The sequence below is a fragment of the Aliikangiella sp. G2MR2-5 genome, assembly GCF_015687155.1.
GTDB lineage: Bacteria > Pseudomonadota > Gammaproteobacteria > Enterobacterales > Kangiellaceae > Aliikangiella.
In genome coordinates this window covers 1,595,947-1,615,863 of the sequence record NZ_JADPQF010000001.1, presented here as the reverse complement: position 1 = coordinate 1,615,863, position 19,917 = coordinate 1,595,947, and the positions used below count along the sequence as shown (strand labels likewise).

Genomic DNA, 19,917 nt, shown 5'->3' with positions numbered 1-19,917 from the left:
CATCTGTTCAAGTCATATTTTCTAGCCAGTTTGTTCTTTTAATGACCATATTTTATAGCATTAAGAATAGTATAAATTATTGGAATTAATAGTTTTTGTTTCTCAGAATGAGTTATATGAGTGCCTTAATTGGCTGGCTAGAGGGAATAGACTGGACTGATGGAAAACATTAAAAGCGGAGAATTCTCCGCTTTGTAGTGCTAAAAATATAGTCGTAGCACAGTTTCTGCAACACAGGCCAGGCGTTTACTGTTCTCTACTTCGATACTAACTTCATTAACCAGCTCTATGCTTTTGCGCATTGGACTGAGTTCAACCAGCTTGGTTCGGGCTCTGACTCTTGAGCCAGCTTTGACTGGATAAGGGAAGCGAACCTGATTAAGACCATAATTCACTGCCATCTTGGCTTCAGGGTAGGGGTTATTGTTGTCATCAACGGTATCCGTCAGTTTAGGCAAGAGAGACAGTGTTAAAAAACCATGCGCAATTGTTGACTTGAATGGGGATTCCTTCTCTGCTCTTTCTGGATCAGTGTGGATCCATTGTTTATCTCCGGTAACTTCGGCAAATTGGTTGATGCACTTTTGGTCAACAGTGAACCATTCGCCAACAAAGGTCTCTTCTCCGAGTTGCCTCTCCAGCTTTCGATACATTTCCGCTGCAGCAGGGACTAACACCAATGGTTGAGGAGGCTTTTCTTCTTCTTCTTGCTCTTCGAAGGGGTTAAATCTGGATATCCAGGGATTATTCAACGTATTGGATATAGTTTTCGTGATCAGGTCGGATAGATTTTTAAATTGGGGCTCAATTTTTGCCCTGAACTCAGCATTATTTTGCTGAAATCGCTCTTTTTTCTCCCTAATGAACTCAACTACATTCACTATTACGACTCCTTTGGATCGGATCCTTAACTTTACTTCTTAACTGTTGCAAACAGGAATTGTGACTAATTTAAGTTGGTAAAATAGTCTGTTTACTAACATATGGAAATCAGGTTGAACTGAAATCATGACTAAAAGTCAGTCATTATTTGATTGTTATTATACATTGCCTGAATTAGCTTGTAATATTTTATTGTGAATATGTGAACAATTCATTAACGCGATAGACATTTTCAATAAGTATTGAAAATTCTTGTAAGCTTCAGGTTGAATGGTGACTAGTTAGATGGGAATTTTAATTGTTGTTTTACTGCTTCTTGCACTTATTCTTGCACCCCAGTGGTGGGTAAGATTCGTGTTGAGAAGGTATGACAAACAATTGGAAGGTATGCCCGGTACCGGCGGCGAGCTAGCCAGGCATCTGCTCGACCGTTTTGATTTAAAGGCGGTTGGGGTAGAGGTCACAGAGGAGGGGAGCGACCATTATGATCCCGAGGAAAACATGGTTAGGCTGAGCCCTGGATATCTTAACGGAAAGTCTTTAACCGCCGTAGCCGTTGCAGCACACGAAGTTGGACATGCTATTCAATTCAACAAAAATGAGCCGGTTAGCTGGCTACGCAAGAAATACCTCCCCAAAGCAATTAAAATGCAGCGCATAGGCGCTTCTATTCTGGTTGCTCTACCATTAATAGCCGTTATTATCAAAGTTCCCCATTTAATGGTTATAACCGGGCTGACAGGCCTGGCGGTTCTTTTTTCTTCAGTTTTTGCTTACGCAGCTATTTTACCGGAAGAGTGGGACGCCAGCTTTAACAAAGCTTTGCCCATATTAGAAGAGGGGGAATATATACCTGATATCTATTTGCCTGTGGTAAGACGGATATTGAAAGCCTGTGCATTAACCTATGTTGCTGCTGCTTTAGCAGACGTACTTCGACTTTGGCGCTGGCTAGCCCTGTTGAAAATGATCAGGTAAATATCAATAAATGAAAATCTCTGGTCTTCTGAATTCTGCCATTTTATTCGGCATCAGGCATCTACCGCAGATAACCTGGATGCTAGAATTGTCAGTATTCAGGTTGTACTTCTTGGTAACTATGTGCATGCTGCTCACCGCCTGCAGTTCGATGCCCTTTACTTCTATTTTGAGGTTTTCTGATTTTGAACATAGCGATTTACTTTCAATACATGGAAGAGATGTTCGAGCCAGAATTAGTCTGGACTCTCCCTTGAAGCTGGAGTTGAAAAACGTCCAGCTTGCTCTTCAATTTCGATACGCTGGTAGTCGAGTTGATGAGTACCGCTTTCAGCTGCAACCGACGAGTGAGAAACAGGTTGAGATGAGTCACTGGGTTTTCTCTACTAGACTCGTTAATCAATATACGTTCCGTATTGACGAAAATTCTCTGGCTGAATTTAGAAAATTTCAAACAGAGTTTCTACGACGAGATAAACCTGCTTACTACCATTGGACCGTGTATTATCATTTACAGGAAAAGTCAAAAAGCATCGACAAAGCCTATCTTGATCTTGAGCTAAAGTTTAAACAAAAGGAAGCGTTCTTTTATCTGTTGAAGGGAGCTGAAATACAAATTAATTGAGAGTGATATTTTTATCCAGTCAATGCTCTTTTGTTAGTGTGAAATATTCACTCTGTAACTATTTAACTATTTTTTTCTAGTCAAGCTCTATATATTACACCCAGAATTAGCTTCCTTTAACTACAACTCAACCTTGGTAGAATGATAGACAGATGTACAGCTCTACTTTAAACAAACATTATAACTCTTTGAAAAATAAGGTTGAATTGAAAAAAGTGCAGGCTCGTAAAGGGCAGCAATACAACATTCGCTTACCGTTTTGGCGAAAAGCATTACCTTTCGCTGTATTAATGTCGGTGTTATTTCAAGTCTACTTAATCGTCTTCTTGTACTAGTTTAAAGGTCTTGAGTCGGGAGCCGCCTGTTAGCGACTCCAACTGTGAGAGGTTAATTGAGCTAACTTTTTAAGCAAATTAGCAGTCGCCAAGTCTTTCTGATTCCCAGTCCAGTTTCATTTGCATGGACATTCCCTGAACTTCAAATTTCATATCCATATGGCCGTTACCTTTTTCTTCTTCGGCAGTAAACTGACCATTGATTGACGATTTGCCACCGTTCATATCGCATTCCATTTTGAACGACACAGTCTTACCGTCAAGTTTATTATCTAACATTTTACAGCCTTGTGCTTCTTTTAATAACTCTTGTGGATCAAATGACTTTTTCTCTTTAATGCATTCCTGTTTTGTCTCGGTCACTGGTTGATTGGAAAAAGAATTGGTAATCGTTGAGGTACTTTTCCACAGACCCGGATTAACGCTCAGCTCTTCAGCAATTGTCGCCGATGTGGTGGCGGCAATAAGCGAAAGCGCGATTGAGCATTTTAGCATTTTCATATTTTTCTCCATTTGGGTTGTTCTGTATGTTTGAATACGCTCATAGGATAATTTCAAATAATGTTCCAATGCAACAGTTTGTAATGAGTAAGTGGCCCTCAATCGAAAAAAGAGGGCATTTAATTGAAACAACGCCAACTAGTCCTCAAATTCTAGCTGTGGTAGTGATGCATCAGCCCTCGACAGGTAAAGCACCGCAGAGTTAGGCGTTGCATCGTAGTGAACAAAGCTATCACTACCGAGTATACTGCCGGCATTAAGGATAAATGGTTCCAGCTTTTTATAGTCATTAACTGAATGGTAGGATAGATTGAGTGCACAAATACTTTCTCGACAGTCGGTTGATTCTAGTTCAAGTGGCTTTATACCAGGAAGCATCTGACTCATTGCATTATATTTTCTTGTTAGCTCATCTGCCCAGGCAGGGTTTTGATTTTCCTCATCCATTTTCCGAATGAGTAACTCAGCTCTGGCGACTCTTCTTTCTGCATATTTTTGACGGACTAGCTCAGGATTACCTGAATTAATATAGCTCGCCATTATTTCGTCCTGGGTAGCCGGAGTGTCTTCCACGTCAATTTTTTTCTCTTTTTTAAATGTAATTCCAGAATTTGAATCTGACTGCTTTAGAGGAGGCAAAATGCCTTTAGCCAGATTAGCTTCCGGCAACTGTTTTTTATTTGAGAGCGTTGCTACCTTTTCGGAAACGGTTGCTTTAGAAACGCCAATCAAGCTTTTATTTTTGTCAGTAACTTGCAGGCTTAAAAATAGTAAGACGGTAGCAAAACTTGCGGCAAGAAAAACTATCCATTGTTTCATTGTTTTCTCCTTGTTGTGAATGAGCAACTAGTACTTTATCTGATCTATTAGAAACGAAATTTCGGATTAGCTCTCATCAAGATAAAACCTAAAGTCAAAGGAAGGACCTGCCTGTTATAATACAAGTCCTTCCGACTAAAACCTGTTTAATCAGGGACAAGCCTTATAGTCTAACCAGACATCATTTATTGCGTTATGCCATGTGAAAAACAGTGGGTTTGCCGGAGAGTCGAAAGTGCCGAAGTGACCACCAGTCAAAACATGACCGTTACCGTGCCAGCCATTCGAAGCTGCTGCAACGTCGTCAACGGTTGCGTAGTTACAAACGTTTGTTGGAGAAATCTGGCTTGGTTTGGATGCATTCGGTGTTGAGTCCGTGATCGCGTCTGAGCGCCAGCCATTACAGGTCCAGCTGTTACAGCTACCATTTGGAGAGACTTCTGCATTCTGAAACTGAGTCGGGATCCAGGTACTTCCATTCCAGGCTGGAATCTTGCCGACAGGCATCCATGGGTAGTCGTAAACCATTACATGTCTTTCCATACGACGAATATAGCGTTCATGTCCACCAAAAAATCCGCCTAGTTCACACATGCCATTATTTCCAGGCTGACGGCCACAGGTGTTGGAGGTATCGTTGCCAAGTTGATTTTTTGAGTCAGCATTAGCGGAGTTGTGGTTGATTTCGTAATGCAGCAAGATCATGTTTTCGTCAATTTTTTCTCGCATATGATCACTAATAATCGTGCGCGCGCAAGACGGGATCTGGTGCATCATGTAGTGCTCATGAGTTTTTGCAAGTGTTGCTGATGGCGTAGGACAACTGGCTGCCCCTTCTCGATAGTTAGCGGTATAGATATAGGCTTCTCCACGATGAGAGAAACAATTGTCCAGCATATAGTTTAGCGTGTTACCTTCATTGTTGTAGTTTTCGGTAAAGCAAGTTAGCCAATCTTTTCGCGATACCAGTGTGTTATACCATGAACCGTTGCTAAGCCACTGGGCCCTTAATCGTGCGTAGTTACCGCCAGTGCCAGAATACCAGTAGGCTGCTGGAATCGTCATATTGCCTGCATCCCAGAAGAACAAGTCTGTACCATCTTTTGTTGTCCAGCTTTTTGATGCACTGATACTAATGTTGCTTTTTAACGTCACCCAGCCTCCGGTTGAGGCATTCCTTGCCTGTATTCTTACCATATCCCCTGAAACAGGAGCTTTTGTTACATAGCCTGTCGGTTTGACTGTGCTGCCGGTATTGTTGACTCGCATTCCATCTTGAACACCAACGGTACAGCCACCTGCAATAAATGTGGCTAAAACGATAAGAAACAAATAGAGTTTCCTTGATAATTTCATTACTGTCTCTCCTTGTGGAAAATTTCCATTTTATTTTTAAGCCCATAGAGGGAACTATGAGCACTAAACACGCTACGAAATAAATCATAAGCGCTTCGCCAAACAACTATGACGAATCCTTTTCTGTGTAATGATTTTTAATTTTTTTCAGATATTTGTCTTGTTAATCTGGAGAAGATTCTAGTTTTTAAAATAGATAATTGATGTAGAAAAAATACTTAAACTCGTCGAAGACTATGTTGCATTTTTCTGTGAGATAAAGACCATAGCTTTTCTGAGATTTCATGGTCTTTATAAAAGGTTGACGCTACGGAAAGAAGATTAGCAAGCAGGAAAAAATTAATCTAAATATGTTAATAAATTATGACCAGATTATTTCATTTTGAAATAGTCTGGTCATATGCTGCTAAGGTATTCGTCTACTCAATACTTCTAAACCGCTCTTCAATGATGTTTAGACCTAAATTAGCTGAGCCGCCCAGAGATATTCTTTTAGCAAGGCTTTCTTCCGGACTTGCTCTTTCTAATTGCTCATAATGATTTGCGGTCTGTTTGTAGGCTTCTCTGAAAGGGACGCCTTCAGCTGCCATTTGTGTTGCCAGGTCTGTGGCGTACATAGGCGCATCAATGGCTTCGCGTAGTTTACTTTCATTAAACCTTGTTGCTCGAACAAGCTGAGGAAATAGCTTCATAGTCTCCAACGATTTATTGACTCCACGGATAAGTGGTGATTTGGTCAGTTGCAGATCTCGTTGATAACCTGAAGGAAGCGAAAGAACTGATTCTAACTCGACCTTGGCAGCTTGCACTATTGAGTAAGCTGCTCTCATCAGTTCTACAAGATCCGGGTTGCGCTTGTTGGGCATGATCGAACTTCCGGTTGTCATTTCATCTGGAAGAGAAACCATGTTAAATTCTTGCGTCATAAATAGTGATAAATCCCAGCAGTATCTCCTTATATCGAGTAAGCAATTTGATAAAGCACTGAGTAGATTGAGTTCGAGTTTTCCACGGCTATTTTGCGCATAAATAGGATTGACTTGAATTCTGGAAAACCCGAGTTTTTCAGTAGTTAGTTGACGATTCAAATTCAAGTTAACACCATAGCCAGCAGCTGTCCCCAAAGGGTTCGCGTCGATCAGCTCTAATGATGATTTTAAAGGTATTTTGTTGTCTAGCATGGATTCAGCAAAAGCGGTAAACCACATCCCACAGGAAGAGGGAACTGCGCGCTGCATGTGGGTGTAACCAGGCATAGGTATAGTTTGTGTTTCCTTGGCTTGAACAAGCAAGGTTTCAATTGTCTCGTTGGCTAATTCAAGAGCTTGCTTTATAGCGTCTTTCATATATAGACGAGTGGCGACCAGCACCTGGTCATTTCTCGAACGTCCTGTGTGAACCTTTTTACCGAGATCACCAAGTTTTTCGGTCAGATAGAATTCAATTGCAGAATGTCCATCTTCAAAGCGTGAATCCAGTTGAAACTGTTTGTTTTTAAGGGCTGTGCAAAGTTCATTAAGATTTTTAACTAGATTTTTAGCTTCTTGCTCGGTAACGATATTGATTGATGCCAGCCCTTGCACATGGGCTATGCTGGCCTGAATGTCATATTGAATAAGATGCTTGTCAAGAAGGCAGTCTTCTCCAGCCATATAATTCATTATTGATTGATCAATTTTTGCTTGCTTTTGTTTTTGCCAGATAGGTGAACTCATTTCAATTCCTCTATGCAGTCAGCTTGAATGAATTTGTTTCAGTAGAAAGTCCCAGAGTAGGTGATAAACCTAATGCCAGGTTTATGTTTTGTATTGCCTGGGAAGCGGCTCCTTTTAACAGGTTATCAAGCACACAATTTAGGTGGAGGCGTTTGTTATCTTGCGCGAGAGAAAATCCACCGATTACTGCGCAATGAGTATTTACAACCTGTTGAATAGTCGCTGCTTCTTTCTGTATTTTCACTAGCTCTGAATCAGAATAGTAGTTCTGATATAAAGATAATAGAGTGTGATAAGGAACTGATTGCGCCAATTCCAATTGAACTGTCATACTTATTCCGCTAAAAAAATCAGCTACATGTGGAGTAAAGCTAATAGGTGTGTCGAGATGAAAACTAACTTCCTTTTCATGGAAGTGATTTATAAGCTGGTAAGGAATAATATTATTTTCCAGATTTTTTTGGTTGTTGGTTGCGCAGGGGGTTGTTCCCGCGCCACTGTATCCAGAGACCCCGAAGCAGCCAGGTCTTGATTCGATCAAGGGTAAAATTGGGGCAAGTGCCAACTGCATGGCGGTAGCGTAGCAACCCGGATTGCTTATCTTTATTGTCTTCCCTTGTGATTTCTGTGAGACAAATTTTTCACCATTAATTTCCGGTACTAAATATTGCCATTCATCATTAAATCGATAGTCGGCCGAGAGGTCAATGACTAATTTATAGTTTAAATGTCTAACGTGATTAACATAGTTGTTAGCAAGTCCATTAGGTAACGCCAGAATCAAAATGTCGCAAGGGTTATTTTTTAAATCGGTTGGTGAAAAACAATCTATAGTCAGTGGAGGGTGTTCTGGTTCCAAAGTTGAAAGGCATAAACCCTTAAGCTGTCTAGAGCTAATCCATTGCAACGAAAGCTGTGGATGATGGTTGATTAATTTAACTATTGCTCTACCAACGTATCCTCTAACCCCAAGCAAGCCTACGGTATAGTTTTGTTTGAGCTCTGTTTTCATGATACAACTCCTACCTTGAGAGAAAAACTTTCAGGTGCGACAGTATCTGCCGTAATAAAGCTGGCGGGTTTGTTCTTTGCTTTGGCTACACATGAACTTATTTCGTCAAATTTATCTATACCCTTCCAGAATACAAACCACTTCTTACTCTTTTGCATTCCGCTCGCTTTATTAAAGTAGAATGGGTTAATAGGGTTACTGACTTTTGAACGCCAATAGAATGCTGGTGTATCTGAAGTTAACTTCTCCCATAGTACTTTGCCAAGACCTTCGCCTTTTGCTTCATCGGCGACAACGAATTTATCAAGATAGTGATGCTGTCCATCAAAAGTTACTACTGCTGCAGCTCTGTAACAGTAGGTTATATACGCCTTACTGATTTTCAGTGCTTCAAAATAGTCGTTTTCAAGTTGTTGTTTAAAAGATGATTCGATTAGATTCTTCAGTTTTTTTAGCTTGATACTCTCTATAGACTCGTGTGTCATAATTGACTCACCTTTTCTAACCAGTGTTCCTGAGCCTTTGTGAGTAAAAAGTTCTTTTGCCAAATTAGCTGGTTTGGTGATCGATACAGAAGCCGTAGAGGGTAGTTGACTAAGTATTTCTGCTATTTGTGTTAGTTTTAGTTTCATACCTCCGTTTAACCAGGGCTGCTCGACAAGATAGTTGAAGTCGGTCACAAGATTAATAGAAGAGATTATTTTATTGTGTTCGTCAAGAATTCCTCCTGTACCGGTTAAAAATATTATTTTGTAAGGTTTTAGTGCTATTGCAAGTTGGTTTGTAGCCATATCTGCATTGATGTTGAGTAATTGTCCGTCAAGCGTTTCACCAAGGGAGGAAAGTATGGGAATCGAACCATTTTCAATTGCAGTTTTTATTGGTGATAGATCGATATCTACGATTTCTCCGACTAGTCCCATTTTTTTATCCTTACTTGGACTAGCAATAAATACTCCCGAAGTAATTGAACTAGCCCTGACCCCGAGAGATTGCAGTCTATTGGATAGCTTCAGGTTTTCGTGAGTGAACACCTTTTTTGCATTATGTAAAACCTCACTGGATGTAACTCTTTGGCCTTCAATGAATTGGCAGTCAATATCCTGCTTAATAAGTTGCTCGCTAAGCTGTGGCCCGGCACCATGAACAATGATTGGAAATAAACCAATTTGCTCCAGGAAAGCAAGAGATGAGCATAGACTATCTATTTCTGTTTTTAATATTGAACCACCAACTTTGATAACCGCAAAATGAGTTTTACCTGCACCGACAAAACGTTTTAGATATTGTTCAATCTCTTTTGGGTTAGCCAGGTTTGACAATAACTGAATAATGGTTTCTTTAGCTTTTGTCTTTTTTTCTCTGGACTGTGAAATTACGTTATCCATTTTTCTGTCCTGTATTTTCGATAATTTCAATATACTGATTGGTAACTTCTTCTAACTGCTTTAGTTCTACCCATTCGTTAGCGGTGTGAGCCTGATTGATATCTCCTGGTCCATAGACAATTGAAGTTAATCCAGACCTGGAAAAAAGGCTGGCTTCTGTCCAGAAGTTTACTGGTTCAGCTAAGGGCAGATTCAGTGAGTTAATCAAAGCTTTTGCTTTTCTCACTTCTTCGTCAAAGAGAGAGTGGGTAGCGGGGAGTGCAGGACCACTAAATGAAGATTTAATGGTAACTTCTGCATCATTCGGGGCTGCTATTTTCAGCTGATTAATCAGTGCTTCTACATTCGTCCCGGGAAGTGGTCTGAAGCCAAAAGAAACTTCACATTCAGAAGCCACCATGTTGGCTTTAATTCCGCCATTAATTTTACCTGCATTAAATGGAAGACCCTTCAAGTTTTCAAATTGAAAAGCCTGTGCTGCTATCCAGTCAATTGAGTTACTGATCCATTTGGATGCATGGTGTATGGCGTTAAATTTAAGAGCATCAAGCGAAGATGCATGTCCTGATTTTCCCTGGAAAGTAATGGTGGCAGACTCAATTCCTCTGTGTGCACAAACGGCGCCCCCATTAGTTGGTTCGGCAACAATCACACTTTCGAAGTTGTGTTTAAATGATAGGAAGTGTTTTATGGCTGCACTTGAACCAAACTCCTCATCACTTGAAAAGAGTAGTGCTAGATCAGAGTTGGTTGCGTTGGCTGCGGTTAGCATACAGGCTGAAGCACCCTTAATATCGCATGCTCCGAGACCATAAGCCTTATTGTCTCTTACTTTCAGTATAAACGGGTTACTTTGCCACCCGTCCGCTATTGGTACAGTATCAATATGAAAATTGAAAAGTAGCTTTGGATTCCCCCTTACCGCCAGAAGTGCAATACAGCCATCGCCAGCGTCATAGATTTTGAAATCAAATTCTGGTAGGTTTTCCTTTAGAAAACAAAATATGGGTGATGAGCTGTCAACTCTACGTGGCGGGTTTTGTGTGTCAGATCCCACCAAAGACTCCAGATAAGTAAGAGTTCTCGATAAAAGTGTTTTTGAGTTATTCATAATAGAGCTAACCTGCTTGTTCACATAAGTTGCTATTATTTAAAACAATGCTGTTTTTTGCTGCAAGCACACTGGATTGTCCAAACAATTTGATAAATCCCTGCGCTTCATCGATTGTCCAGCTCGCCGATTGTGCGTATACCGCTGAGTCATCTTTAAGGATGTTGCCGGACTCGATGCTGACTGCAAACGCTTGGCCAGTGGAGAGAGATAGAGTGACTTCTCCGGTAACATTAACCTGTGTTGAACGAATGAATGCTTCCAGATCGACTTTTAGGGGCTCGTAAAAGAATCCTTCATAGACTAGCTCAGTCCACTTTTGTGCGACGAGATTTTTAAATCTGTTTTGTGCTTTCGATAGTACGGCCTGCTCGAGCGCAATATGAGCCGTGTGTAAAATTTCAAGAGCAGGAGACTCGAAAACAATTCTACCTTTTAGTCCTATTGTAGTGTCGCCAGTGTAAATACCTCTTCCTATAGCATAATCACCACCAATTTTATTGAGAAACTGAATGACCTTTTCACCATTGAATTGATGATGCAATTTTTCGTTGTTTACAGATACTAATACGCCTTGAACGAATCCAAGTTTTAGATTGGTAGTTTTTTTTTCCGTTAGGTGTGGTTCTTGAGTTAGAACGTAGCTACCTTTCCCGGGTGTCTGCCATAAATCAATTTCCGAACCAGAAATAGTAGCGCCCAGAAGGTTTTCGTTAATTGAATATTGCGATGCTTTGTCTGACACAGTAAAACCTTTATTTTTCAGATACTCGATCTCGTAGTCTCTGACTTGACTTGTTTTTCTCTGAATCTCTCGAATTGGAGAAATTATTTTGTAGTCTCCAAGACTTTTTACAGCCAAATCAAAACGAACCTGATCATTTCCCATTCCGGTACAACCATGGGCGAACAGATTTGTTTGTAGTTGATCACAAAGCTTTAAACATTCTTCAACAATTAAATATCTGTCGGAGCAAAGTAAAGGATATTGATTCTGATACCAGTGGCCTGATTGGATTAATGGAATTACCACCTGTTTCCATAGACTTTCACCGATTGAAACTTCATGATGTTCGGTTGCACCCAGTTCCATCGCTCTACGTTTAATATTTAGCTTTTCTTCATTGCTAACGCCGCCAGAATCAACAAAGATAGTGTGTACACTGTAGCCTTTCTCCAAGAGGTAAGGAACGCAAAAACTGGTATCGAGTCCGCCAGAAAAGGCTAATACGATTTTAGAGTTAGAGTTAGAGTTAGAGTTAGAGTTAGAGTTAGAGTTGTAGCCAGTATCGTTGCTATTGTTATTTAAGTTTTGTGTATCACTTTTTTGGTTTTTCATTAGATTAATCCTATCGAAGTTGAGTCAATATATTTACTGTGTAATGAGTTGACTCATTACAGCTTTTTGTACGTGTAATCTGTTTTCAGCTTCGTCAATGGCGAAACAATAGTTTGAGTCCATCACTGCATCTGTTGCTTTGACATTTCTTCTAAGTGGTAGACAGTGAGAAAATAAACCATCATTTGTTAGCGCCATTTTTTCTTCGTCAACAATGAAGTGTTTGTATTGGTCGCGGATCGATTTTTCAGCTTCCCACTGACCAAAATAGGGGAGTGCACCCCAACTTTTGGCATAAACGATATCGGCTCCCTCATAAGCGCTGGCGATATCATGACTTACCTGCAAACTGCCACCAGATTCTTCTGCGTTTTGTTTGCTTAAAGACAGGTATTTTTCGTCAAGAAGGTAGCTTTCATTAGGGCATAATAAAGTTATATCCATACCAAACTTTGAGGCTATAAGTAGAGACGAGTTAGCTACTGCAGTATTAAGTGGTTTTGGGTGATAGGTCCAGGTCAGTAGGTATTTCTTATTTTTCTGGTGTGTTTTATTCACCTGAGAAAGCTGTTCCTGAATAGCCATCATATGAGCCAGTTCCTGACAGGGATGGGTGATAGTTTCCATATTTATTACAGGAACAGAGGCATATTTGGCAAAAGCATTGATAACATTATCCTGTTTGTCTTCGTCCCAATTTTCAAACTTAGGGAATGCTCTTATCGCAATCAGATCACAATAACGGGATAAAACTTGAGCTGCTTCAATGACATGTTCTTCTGCGAGTCCATTCATTTCTTCACCAAATTTAAACTCAAGCGGCCATGCGCTTTTACCAGGCTCCAAAACAACTGCATGCCCTCCCAGTTGCCAGCAGCCGAGTTCGAAAGAGGTTCTGGTTCTTAAGCTTGGATTGAAAAACAATAACGCGACCGATTTGTTGTGTAGTGCATTGCTTTGCATTCCACTCTTGAAAGCATTTGCCTCATCTATCATGTTTTGAAGTTCGTTTTGACTCCAGTCTGTTGTCGTGATGAAGTGTTTCATTGGTATTCCTGTTGGTTGTTGAAATTAATTGGGTCGAAAATCAGGCATAAAAAAACCCGGCGCGATGGCCGGGTTTTTCGAAAGTGTTTTTTAAAAAATACTATACACCATCGCACCCAGCCCAGTAGGTACGGCGGCGGCGACGGATTACAGCGATACTAGAAGAAGTTATTAATAATGCACAGCCTGTTGCAGCCGAGAAAGCTGAATCAGTTGATAGTTTAGGCTGTGGTCTAATATTCATAGTCTGCGATAATTAATTAAAAAATGAAATTTTTATCGGTAGCGATTTATTCTCACTTCTCAACTTTTGCAACATTAGACCGGGGAAATATTACCTGAGCTATTGTTACAAAGAAGTTCTGTTTCCAGAAAAATTGCTACAAATTAATGGCTAGATTTTTAACACAATAATATTCCTTTTAGCAAGCGTCTGGCTCAAAACTATTAGTTATAAACTCTGGCTGGCGCAAATACAGGCGATATTTACGGTAGAAGTTCGATTTATGAGATTTATGGTATAATTTCACAATTTCCCTCAAGCATATTTTTAACTTATTGATTTTATAGACATTAAATGAAAGAGTATACCTATATAAAACGCGTTGAAATGGATGTCACTCGTCTGGAAGTCGGTATGTTTGTCGGTCAGCTGGATAAACCCTGGGAAAAGTCTTCTTTCGCATTTCAGGGATTTCCAATTGAGAATCAGGAACAAATTGAGCGACTAAGAAAAGAATGTCGTAAGGTTTATGTCGACTTCAAGAGTCAGCAAGCATACGATGTTTACTTGCTAAAAGCGGGCAGCGAGGTCGTTGTAGAACATACAGAAAGCGATATAGAGCTGGTTAAAGAATTACCGATGGCTAGCGAGCTTAACGTTAAGCTACTGCAAGCTCTCGTTGGAATAAGCAAGCAGGTCTTGGCCGATCAGGTTGTAGAACTTGAGAGTTTAACAGGCTATGTGGAACAAGCTATTACCAGCCTGAAGCGTTGTCCTCAGGCATTGTTACTCGTTATCGCCAGTAAGTCGAAGCGTCTCTATCATTATCAGCATTTAATAAGAGTTGGCGTTATCGCAATAGCCTATGGGATAGAACTTGGCTTAAGTGAACAGCAGCTGGTTAAGCTGGGGCTAGGAGGGATGTTGTTTGATATCGGTAAACTAAAAGTTACTCCTGGCATACTAAATAAAGCAGGAAAAATAGATAAACATGAAGCTTTGGTTTTGAGAGAGCACCCCAGAGAAAGCTTTAATATTTTATCTCGAGTTGTCGGTATTAGCGATACTGTTCGAGAAATTGCGCTCTCTCATCATGAAAGAGTTGATGGAAAAGGCTACCCAAGAACGATCCACGCAGAGCGGGTATCTCGATACGCTAAAATTATTTCAATCATCGACTTTGTTGATGCAGTTATGAGTGACAGACCATACTCTTCTGCCAGGCCGGCTCCTGAGGCGATAGGTTTACTCGAGAAAAATAAAGGCAGCAAATTTGATAAAAATCTGGTTGACTCTTTTACAGGCTGGATGGGAAAAACTCCCGTTGGCAGTTTGGTGGAAATGAGGACTGGGGAAGTGGGCATTATCTTGAACTATCGTAAAGACTTTCCCGAACGTCCCAGAATTATGTTAGTTTCGGATGAACTAAAGCAACTTGGAGTTACTAAAGTGATCGATTTACGGGACACAGCAGTACATTCGAGTGGAAACTTGTATCGGATTGCTAACAGCCTGGCTAGTGGTAGTTTTCAGGTTGATGTTAGCCAGTATATTAATAAAGATTCGTTTGATGTACCTGAATGGATAAAAAAGAGCAATATCACTACAAATTCACCTTTTGCCAAATTTCTTTAAAGGAGTAGAACAATGTTTTTACTGGTAGCCGGCATTGTTTTATGGGCGTTCACTCATCTGGTACCTGGAATGCTTCCAGATTTAAAAAAACTAGTCATTAAAAAACTCGGAGTGATTGGATATAAAGGCGTTTTTTCACTTTCGATTTTAGTCGCTATATTAATGATTGTTTTTGGTTGGAAGTCTAGTGATACTGCTCATTTATTTTATCTAGGGCCTGAAGTACATAAAGTTTCCTTGCTATTGATGATTATATCTGTGTACTTATTATCGGTTGCCAATTTTCCCAGTAAAATAAAGACCCTGATCCGTCATCCAATGCTGGTTGGCCTTATTTTGTGGTCGTCGGCACACCTATTAATGAATGGAGATATTCGTTCGCTAGTATTGTTTGCTGGTTTTTTTCTCTGGTCCATTGCAGAGATTATAGTAATCAACCGACGAGATAATAAGTGGATAAAGCCTGAGCCTCCAACATTTATGCGAGAGCTTGCTAATATTGTAATTGCCATAGGTGTTCTGATGGCATTGGTACACTCTCATATTTACTTTGCGGGTATGCCGGTACATAGCTAGTTCGATAGCCTGGAAAAAGAAAGCATATGATCAACGTATTTTGCTTTGGTGATAGTGTTACTGCTGGCGAAAAAGATGAAGAACTGGGTGGATGGGTTAATAGATTACACATTGCCTCGATACGATATCTTGTCAAATCCAATCTTCAGTCACTTCGTATTTTTAATCTTGGTCTAGGCGGGGAAACGAGCGATGGACTTGTTAGTCGGTTTGAACAGGAAGTCTCTTCTCGCTATTTCAAAAAAGAAACGAATTTAGCTATTCTCCAATATGGCCTTAATGATGTAGTAATTCATAAAAATAAGAATATTGCACCGATTGAATATTATCGTAGAAATATTCAAACTTGCATTAAAGTTGCCAGAGAAATGAATTTAACACTGCTATTGTTGGGTAACTATTATGTCAGTGAGAAAAACAATGGCGTGATTGATTGTCACGGTAAACTCCGTTTTAACTCCCATATTGAATTATACAATCAGACATTGGAAAAGCTGGCGAATGATTTCACTCTTGATTTTCTGGATCTAAATAAACTATTAAGTTCGAAAATTCACTCTGAAGCTAACGATAGAAGATTGATAGATAATGATGGCGTTCATTTAGGTCGTTATGGACATCACTTACTTTCGGTTTACGTTGCTAAGTGGATTTCTGATAATTCTGAAGTAGACCAAATTGAATTTACAAATATGGTTTCTAGCTTGTCGCAAAATAATTGAGTAATCAAATGACTAATCAACAAAATAATACTAATCAGTTTTCTTTTTCAATCGAACAAGATTTGATTTGGGGTGATATGGATGCTTTTAATCATATTAACAATACAAAATACTTTCGATATTTTGAGAATGTAAGAATCGAATACTTTCAAAAAGTAGGCATTAACCAGTTTATGGCAAAAGAAAAAGTAGGGCCAATACTTGGGGAAACCAGCTGCCGTTATCTTTCGCCTCTCACTTACCCCGATCGAATTACTATTCGAACAGGAGTGACGATACTCCGAGAAAAGCGTTTCACCATGAATTACGAAATACTAAGTAAGAAGCAAAATAAAGTTGTCGCTACCGGCTCAGGTGAAGTTATTTTTCTCGATTATAAAACTGGAATTACCTGCCCGATTCCTCTTGAAATTACTAAACAGATCAAAGCTTTAGAAAAGCAGGCCGGTAAGGTGCTTTGAACCAGTGAATCGAAAAATGTTTTATCGTCAAATGTCGCTTTATGAATCTACTTTGTGATTTTATCCGTCTGATCGATGACGAGTGAAACTTGCTGATTGAGTCCCTGGTCAAAGCTGACTATCCGACTGAAGCCAATTAAATCCTGTTCGCTTTTTTTGTGAGGATCAGTGCTTTTGCTTATCTTTGCTACTACAACTACTTGTTTCGCATCTTTTAGAGTTAACTCTGGTAGAAGATACATAGATTCATCCAGAGTAATACTAATTGGCAGATCACTGACTTTGCCTTTGTAAGAGGATAGTGGAAGCCTGGTATTCGGACGTGCAGCGTAGATATAAAGAGGCCAGCCATCCGATTTTTCAGGCAGTAGATTTTGCTTAATGGAGACTGATACTTTGATCGTTTTGCCCGTCGGACTTAAAGTATATGCTAAAAATGGAAAAGCGAGTGCCGTACCTATACATAGTCCCAACAATATTCTCTTCATTTCTCTCTCCCAGGTATATTATTTTTAGCCTTGACCGAGAGAGTATAATTCCAGCAGAGCCGGTAAAGCCTGAGTTAGATCAAGTCTTTTAACCTTAATATAATACCAATAATTACATAGAGTTACGCCAGCTAATTTGTTCGTTTGTTCCACTATATCGGTAATGGCGAGAACTTGTGTTCACTTTTTAACTAATTGACTGAAATAATTAATAATTTTGCTTTATTTTGGACGAATGGCCTAAACTCTAGATAAAGCAATTGTCAGAGCATTCTATTTAATTGTTAACTAGGGTATTCTTTCTTAAGAAATATTAAGTCGGGGTGATAGGTATCTGTGATACTGGCTCTTATAAGTGATTCCAAAAAATTTGCTCACCTGTTAGAAGAGGTGAATCAGCATCATTCAAAGGTACTCTTCTTTGATACGATAGCGCATGCCCAGCAATGGCTAGAACTTAACCCTCAGCCTGGTGGGCTGATTGTTGATCTGGTTTTACCCACTTATCAAAGCTTTTTAACTCGCTTTTCATTAAGATATCCTCAAGTGCCCATCTTTTGTTTGAAAGAACAACCGGAGACGCAATTTAAGCTTAGATTAAGGGCTTTTTGCAATCGAATCGGCACAGCTGATGATGAGATGAGCCAAAGTAAGGCTAAAATTTTGTTGGTGGATGATTCGAAAACGATTCAGGTTAAATATAAAAAGATATTGCAGCGGCAAGGCTATCTGGTTGATTTAGCGGGGAATGCTGAAGAAGGGTTCAGCAAGATGAAGCAAAACCAGTATGATCTTGCCATTATTGATTACTATATGCCCGGCGACACCGGAGCAGAACTTTGTGCCAAAATGCGCGCTGATGACGAGGTATATGAGCTCGAAGCAGCCATTCTGACTGCGGAATACAAGGCTGAAGTTGTTGATAAGTGTATTCGAGCGGGCGCTCGCGAGTGCATGTTTAAAAATGAATCAGAGGAATTGTTCCTAACTCGTGTTCGCACACTGGTAAAAAGTGTAGAAAGTAAAAGACAAATTTCCAGTGAACGCTCAAGGTTAATCGGTTTACTCAATTCTGTCGCAGAAGGTGTTTATGGAATTACCCCTGATGGCAGGATTCAGTTTGTCAATCCGGCTACCATGAAGTTACTCGGTCAGTCGCTTGGTGAACTCATGGGATGCTACCCGCATGAAGTGATTCATCCTACAGATAATAGTGGCGAACAAACGTCGTTCGATCACTGTTTTTTACAGCAGGCCTACTTGTTGGGAGACGAGCTGAGGGAGTGGAGAACCTTGTTCCAACGTTCGGACGGCTCTCTATTTCCTGTAGAGTGTAACTTAACCAACCTTGGTGATGGCACTTCCAATTTAGGATCTGTGGTGGTGTTTAGAGATATTTCCGAGCAACAGAGGCTTGAAAAGAACTGGCAGTGGCAATTAAGTCATGATCATCTCACTGGATTGCTAAATCGAAGTGCCTTTGAAGATATGTTGAATCGAGAACTGAATCGTGTGAGGCGCACCAAAGAATGCTCATTACTTTTATTCATCGATCTTGACCGATTTAAGTTGATTAATGATGAGCTCGGCCATGCTGCAGGTGATCAGCTACTTATTAACCTCGCCGAAAACCTTAAAGAGAGATCAAGGGGGACAGATTATCTTGGGCGAATGTCCGGAGATGAGTTTCTGGCTTTATTGACTCATGTGAGCAAAGAGGAATTTGCTGAAGTCATCGAGAGTTATCGGTTGTTGTTGGAAGAGACGCTGCTACTCTGGGAAGGTAAGAGTTACAGCGTAACAGGCTCTATTGGTGCGGTGGTTCTTGATCAGCATGCTGATTCAATCGGAGAATGTCTTGCTCGAGCGGACAGTGCCTGTCAAAGAGCAAAGCAAAAGGGCAAAAATCAGTGGGATATTTATGAAGAGCAGTCAGCCGTGCACATGGAACAGGGGAACTGGTATCAGCGCCTGACAAATGCGATGAAAGAGCAACAGTTCACACTTCTTGAGCAACCTGTATATTCGACTTTTGATAGTCGAAAGATTGGAGCCAACTGTCTTTTGCGGCTAAGAGAAGGCGCCGCATTGATATCTCCAGCGGTATTTATGTCGAATGCAAAGCGATTTGGCGTGATTACAAAAATAGATGAAAAAGTCGTAGACATGCTGGTTTCCTATGCGAAAGAAAATCATGATAGTCACCTCGCCTGGTACTCCTTGAGTCTTTCGATTGAGGCAATGTCGGATGAAACCTTTCTGATTAACATTTTAGACAAGTGGTACAACTCCGGGCTGCTGCCCAAACACTTACGGTTCGAATTTGCAGAAGAAGATTTGTTTAATTTTCCGCAATGGAAATCTCGATTATCAAGTCTTAGAGCAAAGGGATTTGGTATTATCATCAGCCATTTCGGTATGAACTCTTCTTCTGTACTAGCTCTCCCGCAAATGCCGGTCGATGCAATTAAATTGGATACTTCACTCACTCGTGAGCTCGAAACCAGTTTACCTCGATGTAATTTGATTGATGCCATTGTTAAAACTGCAAGACAGAACTCGATCGAAGTTATTGCCACGCATATAGAATCGGCGGCAGAGTTAGAATTACTTCAGGCGCGTGATGTTGATATGGTACAGGGGTTTTATCTGGCTAAGCCTGACTCTCTTGTAGAAAAGTGCGATATAGACTAGTTAGCCAATA

Annotated in this window: 18 protein-coding genes; 7 read left to right on the top strand and 11 right to left on the bottom strand. The window is 40.3% G+C overall.

The annotated features are described in order from the left end of the window. Positions 1-200: 200 nt before the first annotated feature. The gene (locus IYN84_RS06640) at positions 201-881 is read right to left on the bottom strand and encodes a MaoC family dehydratase (RefSeq protein ID WP_371734806.1); all 681 of its coding nucleotides are present in this window, start codon (positions 879-881) and stop codon (positions 201-203) included. Positions 882-1,167: 286 nt separating this feature from the next. On the opposite strand from IYN84_RS06640, the gene IYN84_RS06635 reads away from it, so the two are divergent. Both IYN84_RS06635 and IYN84_RS06630 read left to right on the top strand, forming a co-directional pair. Further along, positions 1,168-1,860, top strand: a complete 693-nt coding sequence (locus IYN84_RS06635; RefSeq protein ID WP_196138363.1) for a zinc metallopeptidase — start codon at positions 1,168-1,170, stop codon at positions 1,858-1,860. 10 nt (positions 1,861-1,870) lie between these two features. Continuing rightward, positions 1,871-2,485, top strand: a complete 615-nt coding sequence (locus tag IYN84_RS06630) for a hypothetical protein (RefSeq protein WP_196138362.1) — start codon at positions 1,871-1,873, stop codon at positions 2,483-2,485. Between the two features lie 413 nt (positions 2,486-2,898). Here IYN84_RS06630 and IYN84_RS06625 read toward each other — a convergent pair whose 3' ends face one another. From IYN84_RS06625 to IYN84_RS06585, 9 genes are all read right to left on the bottom strand, one after another. Beyond that, positions 2,899-3,321 (bottom strand): DUF3617 family protein, encoded by a 423-nt coding sequence (locus IYN84_RS06625; protein WP_196138361.1) that lies wholly within the window; start codon positions 3,319-3,321, stop codon positions 2,899-2,901. A 138-nt stretch (positions 3,322-3,459) separates the two neighbouring features. Next, positions 3,460-4,140 carry a hypothetical protein gene (locus IYN84_RS06620; protein ID WP_196138360.1) on the bottom strand — a complete coding sequence of 227 codons (681 nt, stop codon included), beginning with the start codon at positions 4,138-4,140 and terminating at the stop codon, positions 3,460-3,462. Positions 4,141-4,290: 150 nt separating this feature from the next. Continuing rightward, positions 4,291-5,496: a tyrosinase family protein gene (locus IYN84_RS06615; RefSeq protein WP_196138359.1), complete on the bottom strand. Its 1,206-nt coding sequence runs from the start codon at positions 5,494-5,496 to the stop codon at positions 4,291-4,293. Between the two features lie 419 nt (positions 5,497-5,915). Beyond that, complete coding sequence (gene argH / locus IYN84_RS06610; protein WP_196138358.1) at positions 5,916-7,211, bottom strand: argininosuccinate lyase; 1,296 nt, start codon at positions 7,209-7,211, stop codon at positions 5,916-5,918. Positions 7,212-7,221: 10 nt separating this feature from the next. Further along, the gene (gene argC, locus IYN84_RS06605; protein ID WP_196138357.1) at positions 7,222-8,223 is read right to left on the bottom strand and encodes an N-acetyl-gamma-glutamyl-phosphate reductase; all 1,002 of its coding nucleotides are present in this window, start codon (positions 8,221-8,223) and stop codon (positions 7,222-7,224) included. Next, positions 8,220-9,611: an acetylglutamate kinase gene (locus tag IYN84_RS06600; RefSeq protein WP_196138356.1), complete on the bottom strand. Its 1,392-nt coding sequence runs from the start codon at positions 9,609-9,611 to the stop codon at positions 8,220-8,222. Before IYN84_RS06600 ends, argC begins: the two co-directional genes overlap by 4 nt. Next, positions 9,604-10,722: an acetylornithine deacetylase gene (locus IYN84_RS06595; RefSeq protein WP_196138355.1), complete on the bottom strand. Its 1,119-nt coding sequence runs from the start codon at positions 10,720-10,722 to the stop codon at positions 9,604-9,606. Before IYN84_RS06595 ends, IYN84_RS06600 begins: the two co-directional genes overlap by 8 nt. 7 nt (positions 10,723-10,729) lie before the next feature. Beyond that, complete coding sequence (gene argG / locus IYN84_RS06590) at positions 10,730-12,061, bottom strand: argininosuccinate synthase (protein ID WP_196138354.1); 1,332 nt, start codon at positions 12,059-12,061, stop codon at positions 10,730-10,732. A 33-nt stretch (positions 12,062-12,094) separates the two neighbouring features. Continuing rightward, complete coding sequence (locus tag IYN84_RS06585) at positions 12,095-13,108, bottom strand: N-acetylornithine carbamoyltransferase (protein ID WP_210330309.1); 1,014 nt, start codon at positions 13,106-13,108, stop codon at positions 12,095-12,097. Positions 13,109-13,685: 577 nt separating this feature from the next. Between IYN84_RS06585 and IYN84_RS06580 the strand changes: the two genes are divergently transcribed. The 4 genes from IYN84_RS06580 to IYN84_RS06565 are packed head-to-tail and all read left to right on the top strand — an operon-like array spanning position 13,686 to position 16,725. Continuing rightward, on the top strand, positions 13,686-14,966 hold the full coding sequence (locus IYN84_RS06580; protein ID WP_196138353.1) for an HD-GYP domain-containing protein: 1,281 nt from the start codon (positions 13,686-13,688) through the stop codon (positions 14,964-14,966). Positions 14,967-14,978: 12 nt separating this feature from the next. Continuing rightward, positions 14,979-15,542 carry an NnrU family protein gene (locus IYN84_RS06575; protein WP_196138352.1) on the top strand — a complete coding sequence of 188 codons (564 nt, stop codon included), beginning with the start codon at positions 14,979-14,981 and terminating at the stop codon, positions 15,540-15,542. Between the two features lie 26 nt (positions 15,543-15,568). Continuing rightward, positions 15,569-16,264, top strand: a complete 696-nt coding sequence (locus tag IYN84_RS06570; RefSeq protein ID WP_196138351.1) for a GDSL-type esterase/lipase family protein — start codon at positions 15,569-15,571, stop codon at positions 16,262-16,264. Positions 16,265-16,272: 8 nt separating this feature from the next. Next, the gene (locus IYN84_RS06565; RefSeq protein WP_196138350.1) at positions 16,273-16,725 is read left to right on the top strand and encodes a thioesterase family protein; all 453 of its coding nucleotides are present in this window, start codon (positions 16,273-16,275) and stop codon (positions 16,723-16,725) included. A gap of 47 nt (positions 16,726-16,772) precedes the next feature. Here the strand turns inward: IYN84_RS06565 and IYN84_RS06560 are convergent, their stop codons facing one another. Continuing rightward, a complete protein-coding gene (locus IYN84_RS06560) occupies positions 16,773-17,213 on the bottom strand; it encodes a hypothetical protein (RefSeq protein ID WP_196138349.1) in 441 nt (146 codons plus the stop codon). A gap of 336 nt (positions 17,214-17,549) precedes the next feature. Here IYN84_RS06560 and IYN84_RS06555 point away from each other — a divergent pair, with 336 nt between their 5' ends. Beyond that, entirely contained in the window at positions 17,550-19,907 is a 2,358-nt protein-coding gene (locus IYN84_RS06555) for a GGDEF domain-containing response regulator (protein ID WP_196138348.1), read from the top strand. Positions 19,908-19,917 lie beyond the last annotated feature (10 nt).

Bases quoted from the DNA above. Each gene is read 5' to 3' on its own strand.
- IYN84_RS06635 (WP_196138363.1), top strand. From the start codon at position 1,168: ATGGGAATTTTAATTGTTGTTTTACTGCTTCTTGCACTTATTCTTGCA.
- IYN84_RS06630 (WP_196138362.1), top strand. From the start codon at position 1,871: ATGAAAATCTCTGGTCTTCTGAATTCTGCCATTTTATTCGGCATCAGG.
- IYN84_RS06625 (WP_196138361.1), bottom strand. From the start codon at position 3,321: ATGAAAATGCTAAAATGCTCAATCGCGCTTTCGCTTATTGCCGCCACC.
- IYN84_RS06620 (WP_196138360.1), bottom strand. From the start codon at position 4,140: ATGAAACAATGGATAGTTTTTCTTGCCGCAAGTTTTGCTACCGTCTTA.
- IYN84_RS06615 (WP_196138359.1), bottom strand. From the start codon at position 5,496: ATGAAATTATCAAGGAAACTCTATTTGTTTCTTATCGTTTTAGCCACA.
- argH (WP_196138358.1), bottom strand. From the start codon at position 7,211: ATGAGTTCACCTATCTGGCAAAAACAAAAGCAAGCAAAAATTGATCAA.
- argC (WP_196138357.1), bottom strand. From the start codon at position 8,223: ATGAAAACAGAGCTCAAACAAAACTATACCGTAGGCTTGCTTGGGGTT.
- IYN84_RS06600 (WP_196138356.1), bottom strand. From the start codon at position 9,611: ATGGATAACGTAATTTCACAGTCCAGAGAAAAAAAGACAAAAGCTAAA.
- IYN84_RS06595 (WP_196138355.1), bottom strand. From the start codon at position 10,722: ATGAATAACTCAAAAACACTTTTATCGAGAACTCTTACTTATCTGGAG.
- argG (WP_196138354.1), bottom strand. From the start codon at position 12,061: ATGAAAAACCAAAAAAGTGATACACAAAACTTAAATAACAATAGCAAC.
- IYN84_RS06585 (WP_210330309.1), bottom strand. From the start codon at position 13,108: ATGAAACACTTCATCACGACAACAGACTGGAGTCAAAACGAACTTCAA.
- IYN84_RS06580 (WP_196138353.1), top strand. From the start codon at position 13,686: ATGAAAGAGTATACCTATATAAAACGCGTTGAAATGGATGTCACTCGT.
- IYN84_RS06575 (WP_196138352.1), top strand. From the start codon at position 14,979: ATGTTTTTACTGGTAGCCGGCATTGTTTTATGGGCGTTCACTCATCTG.
- IYN84_RS06570 (WP_196138351.1), top strand. From the start codon at position 15,569: ATGATCAACGTATTTTGCTTTGGTGATAGTGTTACTGCTGGCGAAAAA.
- IYN84_RS06565 (WP_196138350.1), top strand. From the start codon at position 16,273: ATGACTAATCAACAAAATAATACTAATCAGTTTTCTTTTTCAATCGAA.
- IYN84_RS06560 (WP_196138349.1), bottom strand. From the start codon at position 17,213: ATGAAGAGAATATTGTTGGGACTATGTATAGGTACGGCACTCGCTTTT.